The sequence below is a fragment of the Streptomyces sp. MMS24-W38 genome, assembly GCF_059889265.1.
This window is the reverse complement of record NZ_JCBCPP010000001.1, coordinates 519,230-535,624: the sequence shown is the minus strand read 5'-3', so window position 1 is coordinate 535,624 and position 16,395 is coordinate 519,230. Positions and strand designations below refer to the sequence as shown.

Genomic DNA, 16,395 nt, shown 5'->3' with positions numbered 1-16,395 from the left:
TTCGGAGTGGGTGGTTACCCCGGGGTGAGCGAGCACGTCGGAAGGGGTGGGGCATGACGACGCTGAACCGGCCGGGCGCACCGGACGGACACGTCTGCGGGATCGACACCGCGATGGAGGTGATCGGCGGCAAGTGGAAGGTGCTGATCCTCTGGGCGCTCCACGAGCACCCCTGCCGCCGCTTCGGCGAGCTGCGCCGACTGCTGCCGGGGGTCACCGAGAAAGTGCTGGCCTCTCACCTGCGTGAGCTGGAGGCGGACGGCGTCGTGCACCGCGTCTCATACGACGAGGTGCCGCCCCGCGTCGAGTACTCACTGACCGAGGACGGCAGGCGCCTCAACGACGCACTCCAGCCGCTGGCCGCCTGGGGCCGCGAGCGGCCGACCGCTCGGGGGCCGGAGGAGAAGACAGGCCAGGGCCTGTTCTGAACGTGCTGGTCACAGTCACTCGTTGAGGGCCGCGACCAGCACGGACCCGATACGTCCTAGCCGTTGATGTCGAGCGCTGTTCCGTACAGACGGTCCACCTTCAACCGGATGACCACTCGGCGCTCAGCAACAAGATGCTCCAGAAACGCATCTTCATTCTCCGGTTTCGCGGCCTGCGGGATCATTCCAAGCAGTTCCCGACCGACCGCATCGCCAGGAACCGTCGTGATCTCGGAGACCTCGGCCTCGCCTTCGGCGACGGCGAACGACCACACGTCGCCGCCCTGCACGTGCAGCGCCGCACGCGGGTCGCGTCGCAGGTGCCCGACCTTGATGCGGTCGGCCGTCGTTGAGAACCGCGCAATGCGGGCCTCGGAGTCCCAGCTGTACACCATGGTGGTCAGGTGGGGGTGGCCACTGCGCTTGACGGTGGCGAGCGTGCCGAACTGCTGCTTGCCAAGCAGGTTGGAGAGGGCTTCGTCGGACAGTGGGCGAGGCGCTGGTCTTTGAGTCATGACGTGACCAACGTCCGTAGCCGCCCCACAATTTCATGGACGCTGTGAGCACAACCCCCACTTTCGCAACAGGCCCTAGCTTGACTCTGTCGGGGATCTTGGTTGCGCCGTGAGGCGCTGTCGGTTCGAGTGGAGGTGGAAGACCTGCACCAACGCCCTGTCGCAGCAGGGATGTTGAAGCTGAGGGCAGCCTGATCCGGGTGGTGCCGGGGAGGGCGGGAAGCGGCCCTGACAAAGCCGGGACGTACCAGTACTGCCAGATGGTGCGGGTCCGGCGAGCGTGATGGAGAGGAGTACGCGAGGAACCGGCGTTTTACGTCTCTCAAAGCGACACCGGCTCGAACCTGGCGGATGGGGGCCGGGAGTGGCGCGTATCCGGGTCATCCGTTCGGGTGGTCCGGAGAACTCCTGGGGCGGTATTCAAGAGCTGTCCGGGAGGCCGTGGGGAAGGTCTGCGGCGTACTCGCGGCGATGCCACAGGGACACAGTCGGGCTCCTCCTTCATCGAGCGAACCGCAGTGAACACGGGAACCGTTCCGGTCCTTGCCCCGCACGCCGCGCCCGGCGGTGGGGGCGGGGCTGAGTCCACCGACGACTGACCGGTCCGGGACGGGGCGGAGCCGCCGTAGTACTCCGAGGCCGGGAGAGCCGGTCACATGGGGAAGGGCGGCAGCGGTATCGAGAAGGGAAGGATGCTGCAATGCCGGAAGACGCACTGCCGAACGGCGGTGCTCCGTCGGCGGACCCCGAACCGGGGCCCCGCCGGCGGGTATCGGAGATGCAGGCCAAGCTTCACCGTTGGGCGGCGGCCGATCCGGGCCGCAGGTTCGACGACCTGTTCAACTTCGTGCACGACCCGGCCACGCTGCGTGTCGCGTGGGACCGGGTCGCGGGCAATCAGGGGGCGCGGACTCCCGGCGCGGACGGGCGCACGGTTGTCTGGATCGAGTCCGAGATCGGCGTCCCGGTGTTCCTGGCCGACGTGCGTGAGCGGCTCAAGGCACGGGCCTGGCGCCCGATGCCGGTGCGTGAACGCATGATCCCCAAGCCCGGTGGCTCGGGGAAGGTCCGCAAGCTCGGGATTCCCCGGGTGGAGGACCGCCTGGTCCAGGCGGCACTGAAGCTGGTGCTGGAGCCCGTCTTCGAGGCCGACTTCGAGCCGGTCTCCTACGGGTTCCGGCCCGCCCGGCGGGCCCAGGACGCGATCGCCGAGATCCACTACTTCGGCACCCGAGGCTATCGATGGGTGCTGGATGCGGATATCGAGGCGGCCTTCGACAACGTCTCGCACCTCGCCGCCATGGACGCGGTGCGGGCCCGGGTCAAGGACAAGCGCGTGCTGGAGCTGGTCAAGGCGTTCTTGAAGGCCGGTGTCCTCACCGAGGACGGCCGGTATCAGGACACCCACACCGGCACTCCGCAGGGCGGGATCCTCTCACCGCTGATCTTCAATATTGTCCTGTCGGCGCTCGACGAGCACCTGCACGGGCCGTGGAAGGACGGCGGAGAGATGAGTACCAACTCCCGGCGGACGATGCGTCGTTACCGAGGGCTGCCCAGGTGGCGGCTGGTCCGTTACGCGGACGACTTCGTCGTTCTCGTGAACGGCACTCGCGATGACGTCGAAGTGCTGCACGAAGACGTCGCTCATGTGCTGGAGCCTCTGGGACTTCGGTTGTCACCGGCCAAGACCCGGATCGTGGACATGGCCGACGGGTTCGACTTCCTGGGGTTCCGCATCCAGTGGCGCCGCAAGCGAGGCACGAACAAGTGGTACGTCTACACCTTCATCGCCGACCGGCCCCTCCGGTCGCTGAAGGCGAAGATCCGTTCCCTGACACACAGGACGTCGCAACTCCCACCCAGGGGCGTGCTGATCCGTCTCAACCAGATCATGCGCGGCTGGGCCAACTACTTCAAGCACGCAGTGGCCAAAGACACCTTCAGTAAACTGGAGTACTTCGTCTGGTGGCGGGTGGTCCGGTGGCTGAGAGCCCTGCGTCGCTGGCGGTGGAAGGACGTCCGCCGGTGGCTCGCCGACCCCCGCGGGGGCTGGCGCCGCCCACACGCGGACGGGATCGAATTGTTCGACATCGAAGCGGTGACGGTCACCCGCTACCGCTACCGGGCGTCGAGGATCCCCAACCCCTGGACCAGCATCAACCACGCCTGACGGCAGGGACCGTGGAGAGCCCGTTGCGTTGAGAGGCGCACGGCGGGTTCGGCGAGAGGTCCGGAGAGACGGACCGGGAGCAATCCCGGCACCGCGCTCCGGGCCTACTCAGCAGTTGGAGGGTTCAACTGTCAAGGATTCGCCAGGACTTGAGAGGGCGTTAAGTCCCGTTCCAGATGATCTGGTGTCGCCCGTTCGTGGGTGATGGGACGGTTCCACCCTCGTGTCATGTCGTGTGCATGATGGGGTCGCGGGCATGGAACGGATGCCGTACGCAACCGACTTGACCGAAGAACAGTGGTCGCTGATCGAACCGCTGGTCACCGCGTGGAAGCAGGACAGGGTGGCGCGGTCGGCGACCGGAGACCCGGGCTCCTGCGACCTGCGGGAGGTCGTGAACGCGATCTTCTACCAGAACCGCACCGGCTGCCAGTGGGAGTTCCTGCCCCACGACATGCCTCCGCCCGGCGCGGTGAAGTACTACTTCTGCCTCTGGCGCGACGACGGCACCGACCAGACCGTGCACGACCTGCTGCGGTGGCATCTGCGGGAGAAGAAGAAGCGATGAGCCGACCCGAGCCTGATCGTCATGGACACCCAGAGCATCCACGTCTCCGTCGGGGTGCCGGCCACCACGACCGGCAGGGATGCCTCGAAACGGGTGCCGGGCAGGAAGAGATGCCTGGCCGTGGACACTTTGGGCCTGGTCGTCGAGGCCGTCGTGCTGCCGGCGTCCGCGCACGACAACGCCGCGGGCACCGCCCTGCTGGACGGCATGGCCACGCAGACCGACAGGGTCGAAAAAGCCCTGGTCGACCAGGGGTTCAAGAAGACCGTGGTCGATCACGGCAAGCAGTACGGCATCGACGTGGAGATCGTCGAGCGCAACCCGGCCGACACCGGCTTCGTCCCGCAGGCCAAGCGGTGGATCATCGAGCAGACCAACGGGATCCTGATGTTCTACCGCCGTCTCGTGCGCGACTACGAGCACCGGCCCTCCAGCTCCCGCTCCCGGGTGTTCTGGGCGATGACCTCCGTCATGGCCCGCCGCCTCACCGGGTCCACCATCGCCTCCTGGAGGACAGCGTGAGCGACAACCCGCAGATCAGGGCCGTCCTGGAGTATGTCGAGCCCCGTGAGGCCGAACTCGGCGAGCAGGCTGGAGAGATTCGCTCCCGCATTGAGGACCTCACCGCCCAGCTGGGCGAACTCGACGCGGAGAGCGAGAACTTGAGCATCACCCGCAAGACCCTCCTCGGTATCCCCGTACCGGCCCCTGCCGACGAACCGGCCCGACCCGACGTCCCGGACCACCCGGCCTACCAGCAGATCCTCACTGCCTTCGCCGACACCGGAAAGCCGCTGCGAGCCCGCGACCTCTGCCAGGCCCTCGACCTGCCCATCGTCCCGAAGAACACCGAAGGCATCCGATCCAAGCTGAAACGCCTGGTCGCACGGGGCATCCTCACTGAACCCGAGCCCGGCCTGTTCGCTCAGCCCCGTCCCTGACCGTCCACTCGCCCCGCCGACCAGGGCTCCTCACCCAGACCCAACCCCGAAACGGACATCAGCTCACATCCCGCACTCTGAGTGTCTGATGGCGCGTCGGGGCGTGGTGAGCTTGCGCTTCGGGCCTGGGGTCAGGCTGTGGTGGGCAGGCCGGCAGCGCCGGTGATCTGGTCCCAGATCGCGAAGCGGACGGTCATCTCGGCGCGGTAGTGGGCGGCGGTCATCAGGTGGCGGCGGGGTCGGAAGTGCGGGGAGATGCCGCTGAACGCGGCCAGGAACTGCTGGGCCCCGCCGACAGAGCGGAAGCCTTTCATGGCGCGTTCGCGCCGGCGGGTGGGCTGGTGGCTGTTCTCGGCCCGGTTGTTCAGACCTTTGTGCGAGCGGTGCTCGACGGAGGGCATGACCTCGCGGTGGGCCGCCCCGTAGGAGCGCAACTTGTCGGTGATGACCACCCGCGGCACCGAGCAGGTCTTCTTGAGCAGTTTGCGGAAGAAGCGTCGGGCCGCGGCCTTGTCCCGGCGGTTCTGGACCAGGATGTCGAGCACGGTGCCGTCGGCGTCGACGGCCCGCCACAGATACTTCCGCTCCCCGTTGATCTTGATGAAGACCTCGTCCAGGTGCCATGTGTCCCCGGGCCGCGGCCGACGGCGGCGCAGTCCGTTGGCGCAGACCTGGCCGAACTTCGCACACCAGCGGCGCACCGTCCCGTGGGAGACGAGCACGCCGCGCTCGAGTATCGGCTCCTCCACCTCGCGGAAGCTGAGCGGGAAGCGGAAGTACCGCCACACGCAGTGGGAGATCACCTCGACCGGGTACCGGTGCCCCTTGTACGACGGCGACGCGGACGACACGAACGGCCCCCTCCCCGGCACGACCAACTCCAAGATCATCCCAGGCCGGTCAGCCAACGTGACAACGCCGTGAGCCAGGAAGCCTGGCGGTGGAGCGATTTGCCCAGCCGTATGAAAGCCGAGATCGAGGTGGATTCGGACACCGGCTGCTGGTTGTGGACCGGCAGCTGCAACGGGGAGGGGCGGTCAGGCTACGGCCAAGTCTCCTACGAGGGAAAGGCGCAGCCTGTCCACCGTGTGGTGTTCCGGTTGCTGGTCGGGGAGATCCTGGAAGGCTTTCACGTGCGTCGTGCTGATCCTTGGGGCCGGCAGTATGAGCTTTGCCGCAAACCGGACTATCTGGAAGCCATGCCGAAGCAGGAAGCTCTGCGGAGCAGGGAATGGGAGAGCGCGCGTGTCAGTAGGATGCACTGTCCGAGCGGCCACGCCTACACGCCGGAGAACTCGTACCTGGGGCCCCGAGGGTTCCGGCAGCGCCGGCGGTGTGGCGCCGCCGGGCGCGGGAGTCGCCGGGTTTTTCCCCGGCCGTGTGACAGCTCGTGACACGTGAGAGAGTTTGGGGCGTGAGTGAGACACCACCGAACACCCTGCAATACCGCTTTGACGGGCCAGAAGACGCACCTGTCCTGATCCTGGCTCCCTCACTGGGTACCACATGGCACATGTGGGACCGGCAGATCCCCGAGCTGACGAAGCAGTGGCGGGTGTTCCGGTTCGATCTGCCGGGGCACGGAGGTGCCCCCGCCTACCCGGCGGGATCGGTCGGCGATCTCACCGCGCGGCTGCTCGCCACCCTCGAGGGCCTCGGCGTGCAGCGCTTCGGATACGCCGGCTGCGCGTTCGGCGGCGCGATCGGCCTCGAACTGGCCCTGCGGCACCCCGAACGTGTCGCCTCCCTCGCACTGATCGCCGCCTCCCCCCGGTTCGGCACCGCCGACGAGTTCCGCCAGCGCGGTGTGATCGTCCGGACCAACGGGCTCGACCCGATCGCCCGCACCTCGCCCGACCGCTGGTTCACCAGCGGCTTCGCGGCCGCACAGCCCGCGATCACCGAGTGGGCCGTGCAGATGGTGCGCACCACCGATCCGGGCTGCTACATCGCCGCCTGCGAGGCCCTCGCCTCGTTCGACGTGCGGGCCGAACTCGGCAGCGTCGGCGTGCCGACCCTGGTGCTGGTCGGCTCGGACGACCAGGTCACCGGCCCCGCCGAGGCCCGCACGCTGGTCGCCGGGGTGCCGGACGCCCGGCTGGCCGTCGTGCCCGGTGCCTCCCACCTGGTACCGGTGGAGCAGCCCGCCGCGGTCACCGACCTGCTGGTCCGGCACTTCTCCACCGCCTGGCAGCTCGCCTTCGAGTCCGCCACCGGGCAGACCGCCCTGCCCGCCGTCCCGGACCAGGCCGTGCGGGCGGTGGTGCCGCCGCAGGGCGGACCCGTCGCCGAGATCGCCGCCGCAGTCCCGCCACAGGCGCAGGGCAGGCCCGACCCGTACGAGACCGGGATCAAGGTCCGCCGGGAGGTGCTGGGCGACGCACACGTCGACCAGGTACTGGCGCAGACCGACGACTTCTCGGGCGACTTCCAGGAGTTCGTCACCCGCTCCGCCTGGGGCGAGGTCTGGGACCGGCCCGGCCTCGACCGGCGCACCCGCAGCTGCGTCACCCTCACCGCCCTGGTCGCCGGCGGTCACCTGGAGGACCTCGCCGTCCACACCCGGGCGGCCCTGCGCAACGGCCTCACCCCCGGGGAGATCAAGGAGGTCCTGCTCCAGGCGGCCGTCTACTGCGGCCTCCCCGCGGCGAACAGCGCGTTCCGGGTGGCCCAGCAGGTCGTCCGGGAGGAGACCACACCCCAGGGGTGAGCACCGGGCACCCCGCGCGGATGGGGGAGCGGGAGGCACCATGGGCTCATGAGGCTCACGAAGAAGTCACACTCCTGTGTCCGTCTGGAGAAGGGCGGCCGCACCCTCGTCGTCGACCCCGGTGGGTTCAGCGAGGAGGACGCCGCACTCGGCGCGGACGTCATCCTGGTCACGCACGAGCACCCCGACCACTTCGACGAGGGTCGGCTGAGGGCCGCCCTGGAGGCCGACCCGGCCGTGGCGGTCTGGACCCTGAAGTCCGTCGCGGAGCAGCTCTCGGCCGCGTTCCCGGGCCGTGTGCACACCGTCGGGCACGGCGACGCGTTCACCGCCGCGGGCTTCGACATCCAGGTGCACGGCGAGCTGCACGCCGTGATCCACCCGGACATCCCGCGCGTCACCAACGTCGGCTACCTCGTCGACGGAGGGGCCCTCTTCCACCCCGGCGACGCCCTCACCGTCCCCGACCACCCCGTCCGGACGCTGATGCTCCCGGTCATGGCCCCCTGGAACAAGATCTCGGAGGTCATCGACTACGTCCGCGAGGTCCGGCCGGAGCGCGCCTACGACATCCACGACGCCCTGCTCACCGATCTGGCCCGCCCGATCTACGACCGCCAGATCGGCGCGCTCGGCGGCTCGGAGCACCTGCGGCTCGCCCCCGGGGCGACGGCCGAGCTGTGAGCTGAGGCGGGGGTCGCCCGCCGCCGGGCGGGCATTGTCGGTGGTGCCGGGTAGGTTGTGAGACATGCGCATCGCCACCTGGAACGTGAACTCGATCACCGCCCGCCTGCCCAGGCTCCTGGCCTGGCTGGAGAGCAGCGGCACGGACGTGCTGTGCCTCCAGGAGGCCAAGGTCGCCGAGGAGCGGTTCCCGGCCGAGGAACTGCGCGAGCTGGGCTACGAGTCAGCGGTGCACGCGACCGGCCGGTGGAACGGCGTGGCGGTGCTCTCCCGCGTGGGCCTCGAGGACGTCGTCAAGGGCCTGCCCGGCGATCCGGGGTACGACGGTGCCGTGGAGCCCCGTGCCGTCTCCGCGACCTGCGGCCCGGTCCGCGTCTGGTCGGTGTACGTGCCCAACGGCCGCGAGGTGGACCACCCCCACTACGCGTACAAGCTCCAGTGGTTCGAGGCGCTGAAGGCGGCCGTGGCCGGGGACGCGGCGGGCAACCGCCCCTTCGCGGTGCTCGGCGACTACAACGTGGCGCCGACCGACGACGACGTCCACGACATCGCCGCCTTCGAGGGTGCCACCCATGTCACCCCCGCCGAGCGCGCCGCCCTGGCCTCCCTGCGTGAGACGGGCCTGTCCGACGTCGTCCCGCGCCCGCTGAAGTACGACCACCCGTTCACGTACTGGGACTACCGTCAGCTCGGCTTCCCCAAGAACCGCGGCATGCGCATCGACCTGGTATACGGCAACGAGCCGTTCGCCAAGGCCGTTTCCGACGCGTACGTCGACCGTGAGGAGCGCAAGGGCAAGGGCGCCTCGGACCACGCGCCGGTCGTGGTGGACCTCGACGTGTAGGGCTCCGGGACAGTCCCCGGGGTGACGGTCTTCGGGGGAGAGGCCGGCAGCGCGCCTGTGGTGCGGACGGCGGTACGAATGTCAGGCTGGGGGGATGAACATCCCTTTCCTGGGCAACAGGCGTGAGAAGCCGGGAGTCCGTGACCCCGAGGGCATCGCGGAACTCCTCGCCGAGTGCGAGCTGCTGCGCTCCCAGGCCTCCCGTGCCGGAGTCCGACTGGACGACTCCCAGGCCTCGTTGGAGGCGCTGGACCAGCTGGTGCCCGGGAGCTGGCGGGACGACGAGGACACGCTGACCTGGCTGGGCAACGACGCCGGGCTCTATCTGGGCACCGTCATCGTGCGCACCGTGCCGGGAGCCGCCTGGAGGATCCGGTCCGACGGACAGCCCGTCGTACGGCTCGCCTCCGGCCGGGAGTTCGACGTCGTGGACTCCGGGCACCAGTGGGCCGCCAGTGGGGTGCCCGAGTTGTCGCAGCTGTACGCCGAGGTCGCGGAGGCGTGAGGCACCGGGCCGCGCTCCGGCGCGGATATGGCTGACGGCCGGACGGTGCGTGCCGGGAGTCCTCCACGAACTCGAGCGGTGACCGGGCCGAGGACTTCCTTTCCAAGATCCTCAAGTACTGAACGGTATGACGCGGGGAAGTCCGTCCCACCGGACCTCGACTACGATGTGCTCTCCAATCCGGTGGGGAGGGGACTTCGCGGCCGGAGCGGGGACGCTGTCGCCGGGAGGGGCCTACCGCCCCGCCCCTGCGGATGGCGGTTCACATAAGCCAGTCCCGTCCGGCGGCAGTCGGAGATCACTGCTCGCGCGGTGGAGACGACCCGCACCACGGGCCGCCCACCGGCGGGAAGAAGGTCAGCTGCGCGCCGGACGGGTTGCGCCCGCTCACCGGCGGCCCAGAGCCCCGAACACCATGGGGGTCTCAGGACTTCTGCTCCTTCCTGCGTGAGCCGCGTGCGCCGCGTGATCCGGGTGAAGCAGGTGAAGCAGGCACGGACGGCGGCTCCGCCGAGGGCGTCGAGACGGCGGGCGCCGGCAGCGGAGTCTGCGCCGCACGGGTCACATCCCCCACCAGGTCCACCACATCGGGGCCGTACGCCTGCGAGTTGATGACCTTCAGCAGCAGGACGAAGGAGTTCGAGCCGTGCTTGCGGGCCAGCTGCTCGTGGTTGCGGGCGAGGTACCGGGTGGCGGCCTGGTTGGTGATCGCGCGCTGGCCGCAGAACAGGAACACCGGCCGGGTGTCGCGCCGTTCACCGGCGGTGAGCCGGGCGAGCAGGACGTACTCGGTGACACCCGGTTCCATCCGGTAGAGCTCGGTGCCGATCCGGAAGGCGCCCCGGTCCGGGCCGGGCTCCGGATCCACGTTGATGCGCACCCCGGGCAGCATCGCCGCCATGTGTGCCACCATCCGCCGGTTCGACGCGGGCCCTCCCACGCAGAACTCCGTGCGCTCGCCGAAACCCTGGTGGGCCGCGTCCTGCGTGACCACCTGCACGTGCGCCCCGCAGTCCTTGATCAGCGCCGAGAGCTCGAGCAGCGAGAACACGTCGAAACGGTGCACGGCCGGCTCCGCCGTGGCAGGATCGCGGTTGACGACGAGGAGCGACTCGGAGTTCTCCGGCAGTCCGAAGAAGGCCTGCTTGCGCCGGAGTCTGCGCTTCCACAGGGAGGTACGGGCGATCCAGCCCAATGCGGCGAAGAGGCTGGAGGCGACCACACCCAGAACGATGTTGCGTACGTCGTCACTCATGGGCGCGCATGCTAGCGGGCTCGAGCAAACCCATGTTCGAGATGTTCGGAGAACGAGCGTCCGAGAGGCCGCGGCGGCGCGCCCCGCGACCTTCCTGATGTGGGCATGGCGATGAATGCGGCTGCGCGAACGGCCCTTCAACGGAGGTGCGAATGCGTCATCGTGTCGGACGGAAGCTCACGGTCGCGGCGGTCGCCGCCATCGTGGTCTCGTCGGGAGCGGCAGCGCCGTCACCGGCAGCCACGCAGGGCGGTGGGCCCGGCCTGCCCCCCGCCAAGACCCCGGTGGCCGTCGGCCACGGAGGCGCGGTCTCCAGCGTCGACGCCGACGCCACAGCCGCCGGGATCGAGGTCCTCAGGAAGGGCGGGAACGCCGTCGACGCGGCCGTCGCCACCGCCGCCGCGCTCGGCGTCACCGAGCCCTACTCGGCCGGCATCGGCGGAGGCGGCTACTTCGTCCACTACGACGCCCGCTCCCGCACCGTGCACACGATCGACGGACGCGAGACCGCTCCGCTGACCGCAGACTCCGGTCTCTTCCTGGAGGACGGCGCGCCGATCCCCTTCGCCGAGGCCGTCAGCAGCGGCCTCGGCGTCGGCACCCCCGGCACGTCGGCCACCTGGCAGCGGGCGCTGGACATGTGGGGCAGCAAACGGCTCGACGCGGTCCTGGGGCCCGCCGAGCGGCTCGCCCGCGAGGGCTTCACCGTCGACGAGACCTTCCGCGCGCAGACCGCCGCCAACGAGACCCGCTTCCGCCACTTCCCCGACACCGCCGAGCTGTTCCTGCCGGGCGGCCGGCTCCCGGTCGTCGGCTCCACCTTCAAGAACCCCGATCTCGCCCGCACCTACGCGGAGTTGCGCCGCAAGGGCGTCGACGCGCTGTACCGGGGCGGCATCGGCCGGGACATCGTGAACACGGTCAACGAACCGCCTGTGGACCCGGACTCCGGCTGGAACGCCCGCCCCGGCGAACTGTCCACCCGGGACCTCGCGGCGTACCGCGCCAGGTCCCAGCCGCCCACGAAGACGTCGTACCGCGGTCTGGACGTCTACTCCGTCGCGCCCTCCTCCTCCGGCGGCACCACGGTCGGCGAGGCCCTCAACATCCTGGAGCGGACCGACCTCTCCCGGGCGGACGACGCCCGCTACCTGCACCGCTTCATCGAAGCGAGCCGCATCGCGTTCGCGGACCGGGGGCGCTGGCTCGGCGACCCCGCCTTCGAGGACGTCCCCACGAAGGAACTGCTCTCCCAGCGGTACGCCGACTCCCGCGAGTGCCTCATCGAGGACGACGCGGCCCTCACCAGCCCGCTCGCACCCGGCGACCCGCGCGATCCCGCGCCCTGCGCGGCGGGAGGCACCGCGGCCCCGACGACGTACGAGGGCGAGAACACCACGCACCTCACCACCGCCGACCGGTGGGGCAACGTCGTCGCCTACACCCTCACCATCGAGCAGACCGGTGGCAGCGGCATCACCGTGCCCGGCCGCGGCTTCCTGCTCAACAACGAGCTGACGGACTTCTCCTTCGCCCCGGCGAACCCGGCCGTGCACGACCCGAACCTGCCGGGGCCCGGCAAGCGGCCCCGGTCCTCGATCGCCCCGACGATCGTGCTCGACCGGCACGACCGGCCGGTCGTGGCGCTCGGTTCACCCGGTGGTTCGACCATCATCACCACCGTGCTGCAAACCCTCACCGGGTTCCTCGACCGAGGTCTGCCGCTGGTCGACGCGATCGCCGCGCCGCGCGCCAGCCAGCGCAACACGGCCCGCACGGACCTCGAACCCGGCCTGTACGACAGCGCGTTGCGGAAGAAACTGGAGGCGATCGGGCACTCGTTCCAGGAGAACCCGGAGATCGGCGCGACCACCGCTGTGCAGCGGCTGCCGGACGGCCGGTGGCTCGCCGCGGCGGAGAAGACCCGCCGGGGCGGCGGTTCCGCGATGGTCGTGCACCCGGAGCGCCGGTGACCCGGTGAGGTGGCCCGCGGACCGTGAGCCGGCCCGTGGGTCGGGGAACGGCACCCTCCGGCGCGGTGAGCGGGGGTCGGAGGGGCGTCCGGCCCACCCGGCTCACCGCCCGGAAGCCGGTGCCTCCCCGGGCCCGGCCCCGCCGGGCTCGGGGCCGACGGGCTCGGCGCCGGTCCCGTCCCTCGCCCCGGTCCGGAACGTGAGGTTCCCGTCCGCCGTGTCCACCGTCACCCGGTCGCCGCCCTGGACGCTGCCGTCCAGCAGCAGCCGGGACAGCTGGTTGTCGACCTCGCGCTGGATGGTGCGGCGCAACGGCCGCGCCCCGTACTCGGGTTGATGGCCTCGCTGCGCCAGCCAGTCCACGGCGGCGTCGGTGAACTCGACCGTGACGCCCTGGCCCCGCAGGCCGCGTCGCGTCCCCTCCAGCAGCAGATCGGTGATCTGCCGCAGTTCCACGGCGGTGAGCTGGCGGAACACCACCACCTCGTCGATCCGGTTGAGGAACTCGGGCCGGAAGTGCTCCCGCAGCGGCCGCAGGATCTGCTCGCGCCGAGCCTCCTCGTCCGCCTCCGCGCCGCCCGTCGCGAAGCCCAGCGTCGCACCGCGCCGGGTGATCGCCTCGGAACCGAGGTTGCTGGTCATCACGATGACGGTGTTGCTGAAGTCCACCGTCCGGCCCTGGGAGTCGGTCAGCCGGCCGTCGTCGAGGACCTGGAGCAGGATGTTGAAGACGTCCGGGTGAGCCTTCTCCACCTCGTCGAAGAGCAGCAGCGAGTACGGATGCCTGCGCACCACCTCGGTCAGCTGCCCCGCCTCCTCGTGGCCGACGTATCCGGGCGGGGCACCGACCAGCCGGCTGACCGTGTGCCGCTCCTGGTACTCGCTCATGTCGAGGCGCACCATCCGGTCCTCGCTGCCGAACAGAACCTCGGCCAGCGCCCGGGCCAGCTCCGTCTTGCCGACACCGGTCGGCCCGAGGAACAGGAAGCTGCCGATCGGCCGGTCGGGGCTGGCGAGCCCGGCCCGGGAGCGCAGCACCGCGTCCGAGACCGCCCGCACCGCCTCGTCCTGGCCGATGACCCGTTGGTGCAGGTGCTCCTCGAGGCCCAGCAGCCGGTCCTTCTCCTCCTCGGTGAGCCTGCTGACCGGGACGCCGGTCTGCCGGGAGACCACCTCCGCGATCGCCTCGGCGTCCACCACCAGGCTCTGTCCCTCGTCGACCCGGCCCTCACCGCCGGCATCGGCGATCCGCTCCTTCAGTTCGCCGATGCGGTCGCGCAACTGCGTCGCCTGCTCGTACTTCTCGTCGGCGACGGCCTGGTCCTTGTCGTAGGTCAGCTGCTCCAGCTCCTGCTCCATGGCGCGTACGTCCGTGCCCTTGGTCCGGGCCCGCAGCCGAACCCGGGCGCCGGCCTGGTCGATCAGGTCGATCGCCTTGTCCGGCAGGCGGCGCTCGCTGAGGTAGCGGTCGGACAGCTCCACGGCCGCCACCAGCGCCTCGTCGGTGTAGCGGACCTGGTGGTGGGCCTCGTACCGGTCGCGCAGTCCGCGCAGGATCGCGACCGTGTCCGCGGGCGTGGGTTCCGGCACCATGACCGGCTGGAAGCGGCGGGCCAGCGCCGCGTCCTTCTCGATCCGCCGGTACTCCTCCAGCGTGGTCGCGCCCACGATGTGCAGCTCGCCGCGGGCCAGCGCCGGCTTGAGGATGTTGCCGGCGTCCATCGAACCGCCCTCGCCGCCGCCACCGGCGCCCACGACGGTGTGCAGCTCGTCGATGAAGACGATCAGCCGGTCGGAGTGGGCGCGGATCTCGTCGACGATGGTGTTCAGCCGCTCCTCGAAGTCGCCCCGGTAGCGGGTACCGGCGACCACGCCCGCCAGGTCGAGTGAGACCACCCGCCGGGTCATGAGCACGTCGGGCACGTCCCCGTCGGCGATCCGCTGCGCCAGCCCCTCCACCACGGCGGTCTTGCCGACGCCCGCGTCACCGATCAGCACCGGATTGTTCTTGCCGCGCCGGGAGAGCACCTCGACGGTCTGCTCGATCTCCTCCTCCCGCCCGATCACCGGGTCGATCCGGCCCTCACGGGCCAGCTCGGTCAGGTCACGGCCGTACTTGTCCAGCGTCGGCGTGCCCGTCGCGGGGCGGGGCCGCTCGGGGCGCGGCGGCGCGGCGTCCGGCGCGGCGTCCGGCAGCGGCATCCCGGCGGAGGTGAAATGGGCCGAGTTCAGGATGTGCCCGGCGGCCGAGTCGGGGTTGGCGGCCAGGGCGCTGAGGACGTGCTCCGGGCCGATGTAGCCGGCCCCGGTCGACCGGGCCATGTCGTGGGCGTCCAGCAGGGCCCGTTTGACGGCGGGGGTCAGCGAGAGCGACGTCGGCGGCGGGGCGTCGTCCGGCCCGTGCTGGACGGGCCCGGACCGTTCGTCGATCTCCGCCGCCAGCGAGTCGGGATCCGTGCCCGTCCGGCTGATCAGGTCGCGGGTCGGCTCGGTGGCGAGCGCGGCGCGCAGCAGGTGCTGGGTGTCCAGGTCCCGGCTGCCGTGCTCGGCGGCGTACTGCGCGGCGCCGCGCACCAGCTCCCTGGCCGGCTGGCTCAGCAGCCGGCCGATGTCGATCTGCCGGGGGCGCGGCCCGCCGAAGAAGCGTGCGAGGAATTCTCCGAAGGGGTCCGGGCCGTAGCCCTGCGGACCCGTGAACCCGCTGCTCATGGACATCCGTTCCGGCGCCCCCGCGGGATCCCCTGGGCCGGGCGGAACCGGGAACCCGAAGGAGCCCCGGGGCGCGCTCACTGCTCGACGTACGGTCCGGACGCGGGTGCCCGACCGTCTCCCGGTTACACCCGTACGTGTCCCCGCGGTGCGTAGGGGGCCCGCACGGTGTGCGTGTGGCGTGTGTGCTGCCTGCGGCGCGCTCGTAGAAAACACCTTCGCACGATCGCTTCGGCGCAGCACCTCGGAAGCGGGCCGTGCGGAGCATGCCCGCGGCAGGCCCGCGGGGCCTCGCGGGAGCCGTGCTCAGCGGGCGGTCAGGACGCGGGGGCCGGCGGCGGTGATCGCGACGGTGTGTTCGGCGTGGGCGGCGCGCGAGCCGTCGACGGTGCGCAGGGTCCAGCCGTCGGGCGCGGTGCGGAAGCCGTCGGTGCCGCCGCCGATGAGCATGGGCTCGATCGCCAGCACCATGCCGTGCCGCAGCGGCATGCCCCGGCCCGGCCGGCCCTCGTTGGGGACGGGCGGGTCCTCGTGCATACGGCGACCGATGCCGTGCCCGCCGAAGCCGTCCAGGATGCCGTAGCCCGCCGCGCGGCACACCGTGCCGATCGCGTGTGCGATGTCCCCGACACGGTTGCCGACGACGGCGGCCTCGATGCCCGCCGCCAAGGCCCGCTCGGCGGTCTCGATCAGCCTCACGTCGCCCGCACGCGGGGTGCCCACGATGAAACTGATCGCCGAATCGCCGACCCAGCCGCCCAGCTCGGCGCCGAAGTCCACGGACACCAGGTCGCCGTCGCACAGCCGGTAGCCGTCCGGGACGCCGTGCACGATCGCGTCGTTGACCGACGCGCAGAGGACGGCGGGGAACGGGGTCGGGGCGAAGGAGGGCCGGTAGCCCAGGAAGGGCGAGCCCGCCCCCGCCCCGCGCAGCACCTCACGGGCCACCTCGTCCAGCTCCAGCAGGGAAACACCCACCCCGGCGGCCTTCCGTACGGCCTTCAGGGCGTCCGCGACGACCTGGCCCGCCTCGTACATCGCGGCGATCGACATGTCGGTCTTCAACTCCACCATGCCAATTACTATACCG

At 70.7% G+C, this 16,395-nt stretch carries 13 protein-coding genes and 1 pseudogene; 9 read left to right on the top strand and 5 right to left on the bottom strand.

Annotated features, from left to right (window positions below; all coding sequences use genetic code 11):
* Positions 1-53 precede the first annotated feature (53 nt).
* Positions 54-428, top strand: coding sequence for a winged helix-turn-helix transcriptional regulator (locus AC6F7H_RS01410; protein ID WP_500754682.1), 375 nt, complete (start codon positions 54-56; stop codon positions 426-428).
* Between the two features lie 56 nt (positions 429-484).
* Here the strand turns inward: AC6F7H_RS01410 and AC6F7H_RS01405 are convergent, their stop codons facing one another.
* Positions 485-943 carry a PPOX class F420-dependent oxidoreductase gene (locus AC6F7H_RS01405; protein WP_202279437.1) on the bottom strand — a complete coding sequence of 153 codons (459 nt, stop codon included), beginning with the start codon at positions 941-943 and terminating at the stop codon, positions 485-487.
* A gap of 700 nt (positions 944-1,643) precedes the next feature.
* Between AC6F7H_RS01405 and ltrA the strand changes: the two genes are divergently transcribed.
* From ltrA to AC6F7H_RS01390, 3 genes and pseudogenes are all read left to right on the top strand, one after another.
* Complete coding sequence (gene ltrA, locus AC6F7H_RS01400; protein WP_500754681.1) at positions 1,644-3,116, top strand: group II intron reverse transcriptase/maturase; 1,473 nt, start codon at positions 1,644-1,646, stop codon at positions 3,114-3,116.
* A gap of 256 nt (positions 3,117-3,372) precedes the next feature.
* Positions 3,373-4,206, top strand: a pseudogene (locus tag AC6F7H_RS01395) (IS5 family transposase).
* On the top strand, positions 4,203-4,625 hold the full coding sequence (locus AC6F7H_RS01390; RefSeq protein ID WP_500754680.1) for a hypothetical protein: 423 nt from the start codon (positions 4,203-4,205) through the stop codon (positions 4,623-4,625). The pseudogene AC6F7H_RS01395 and the gene AC6F7H_RS01390 overlap by 4 nt, the downstream one beginning before the upstream one ends.
* Before the next feature lie 131 nt (positions 4,626-4,756).
* On the opposite strand, the gene AC6F7H_RS01385 is transcribed toward AC6F7H_RS01390, so the two are convergent.
* Positions 4,757-5,515: an IS6 family transposase gene (locus tag AC6F7H_RS01385; RefSeq protein WP_500754679.1), complete on the bottom strand. Its 759-nt coding sequence runs from the start codon at positions 5,513-5,515 to the stop codon at positions 4,757-4,759.
* Between the two features lie 524 nt (positions 5,516-6,039).
* On the opposite strand from AC6F7H_RS01385, the gene pcaDC reads away from it, so the two are divergent.
* The 4 genes from pcaDC to AC6F7H_RS01365 all read left to right on the top strand — a co-directional run bounded on the left by pcaDC (position 6,040) and on the right by AC6F7H_RS01365 (position 9,368).
* On the top strand, positions 6,040-7,335 hold the full coding sequence (gene pcaDC, locus AC6F7H_RS01380) for a bifunctional 3-oxoadipate enol-lactonase/4-carboxymuconolactone decarboxylase PcaDC (RefSeq protein WP_500754678.1): 1,296 nt from the start codon (positions 6,040-6,042) through the stop codon (positions 7,333-7,335).
* 48 nt (positions 7,336-7,383) lie between these two features.
* Positions 7,384-8,019 carry an MBL fold metallo-hydrolase gene (locus AC6F7H_RS01375; protein ID WP_500754677.1) on the top strand — a complete coding sequence of 212 codons (636 nt, stop codon included), beginning with the start codon at positions 7,384-7,386 and terminating at the stop codon, positions 8,017-8,019.
* Between the two features lie 64 nt (positions 8,020-8,083).
* Positions 8,084-8,863, top strand: a complete 780-nt coding sequence (locus AC6F7H_RS01370; protein ID WP_500754676.1) for an exodeoxyribonuclease III — start codon at positions 8,084-8,086, stop codon at positions 8,861-8,863.
* Between the two features lie 94 nt (positions 8,864-8,957).
* Positions 8,958-9,368: a DUF6278 family protein gene (locus tag AC6F7H_RS01365; RefSeq protein ID WP_500754674.1), complete on the top strand. Its 411-nt coding sequence runs from the start codon at positions 8,958-8,960 to the stop codon at positions 9,366-9,368.
* Between the two features lie 424 nt (positions 9,369-9,792).
* On the opposite strand, the gene AC6F7H_RS01360 is transcribed toward AC6F7H_RS01365, so the two are convergent.
* A complete protein-coding gene (locus tag AC6F7H_RS01360; protein WP_500754672.1) occupies positions 9,793-10,623 on the bottom strand; it encodes a hypothetical protein in 831 nt (276 codons plus the stop codon).
* A 152-nt stretch (positions 10,624-10,775) separates the two neighbouring features.
* On the opposite strand from AC6F7H_RS01360, the gene ggt reads away from it, so the two are divergent.
* Entirely contained in the window at positions 10,776-12,596 is a 1,821-nt protein-coding gene (gene ggt, locus AC6F7H_RS01355) for a gamma-glutamyltransferase (RefSeq protein WP_500754670.1), read from the top strand.
* Between the two features lie 102 nt (positions 12,597-12,698).
* On the opposite strand, the gene AC6F7H_RS01350 is transcribed toward ggt, so the two are convergent.
* Together AC6F7H_RS01350 and map are read right to left on the bottom strand one after the other, a co-directional pair.
* Positions 12,699-15,305 (bottom strand): ATP-dependent Clp protease ATP-binding subunit, encoded by a 2,607-nt coding sequence (locus tag AC6F7H_RS01350; RefSeq protein WP_500754669.1) that lies wholly within the window; start codon positions 15,303-15,305, stop codon positions 12,699-12,701.
* Positions 15,306-15,611: 306 nt separating this feature from the next.
* A complete protein-coding gene (gene map / locus AC6F7H_RS01345) occupies positions 15,612-16,379 on the bottom strand; it encodes a type I methionyl aminopeptidase (RefSeq protein WP_500754667.1) in 768 nt (255 codons plus the stop codon).
* Positions 16,380-16,395: the final 16 nt, after the last annotated feature.

Excerpts from the sequence above, each read along its gene's own strand:
- AC6F7H_RS01350 (WP_500754669.1), bottom strand. The coding sequence starts at position 15,305 with ATGAGCAGCGGGTTCACGGGTCCGCAGGGCTACGGCCCGGACCCCTTC.
- AC6F7H_RS01375 (WP_500754677.1), top strand. The coding sequence starts at position 7,384 with ATGAGGCTCACGAAGAAGTCACACTCCTGTGTCCGTCTGGAGAAGGGC.
- AC6F7H_RS01370 (WP_500754676.1), top strand. The coding sequence starts at position 8,084 with ATGCGCATCGCCACCTGGAACGTGAACTCGATCACCGCCCGCCTGCCC.
- AC6F7H_RS01410 (WP_500754682.1), top strand. The coding sequence starts at position 54 with ATGACGACGCTGAACCGGCCGGGCGCACCGGACGGACACGTCTGCGGG.
- map (WP_500754667.1), bottom strand. The coding sequence starts at position 16,379 with ATGGTGGAGTTGAAGACCGACATGTCGATCGCCGCGATGTACGAGGCG.
- ggt (WP_500754670.1), top strand. The coding sequence starts at position 10,776 with ATGCGTCATCGTGTCGGACGGAAGCTCACGGTCGCGGCGGTCGCCGCC.
- AC6F7H_RS01365 (WP_500754674.1), top strand. The coding sequence starts at position 8,958 with ATGAACATCCCTTTCCTGGGCAACAGGCGTGAGAAGCCGGGAGTCCGT.
- AC6F7H_RS01405 (WP_202279437.1), bottom strand. The coding sequence starts at position 943 with ATGACTCAAAGACCAGCGCCTCGCCCACTGTCCGACGAAGCCCTCTCC.
- ltrA (WP_500754681.1), top strand. The coding sequence starts at position 1,644 with ATGCCGGAAGACGCACTGCCGAACGGCGGTGCTCCGTCGGCGGACCCC.
- AC6F7H_RS01360 (WP_500754672.1), bottom strand. The coding sequence starts at position 10,623 with ATGAGTGACGACGTACGCAACATCGTTCTGGGTGTGGTCGCCTCCAGC.
- AC6F7H_RS01385 (WP_500754679.1), bottom strand. The coding sequence starts at position 5,515 with ATGATCTTGGAGTTGGTCGTGCCGGGGAGGGGGCCGTTCGTGTCGTCC.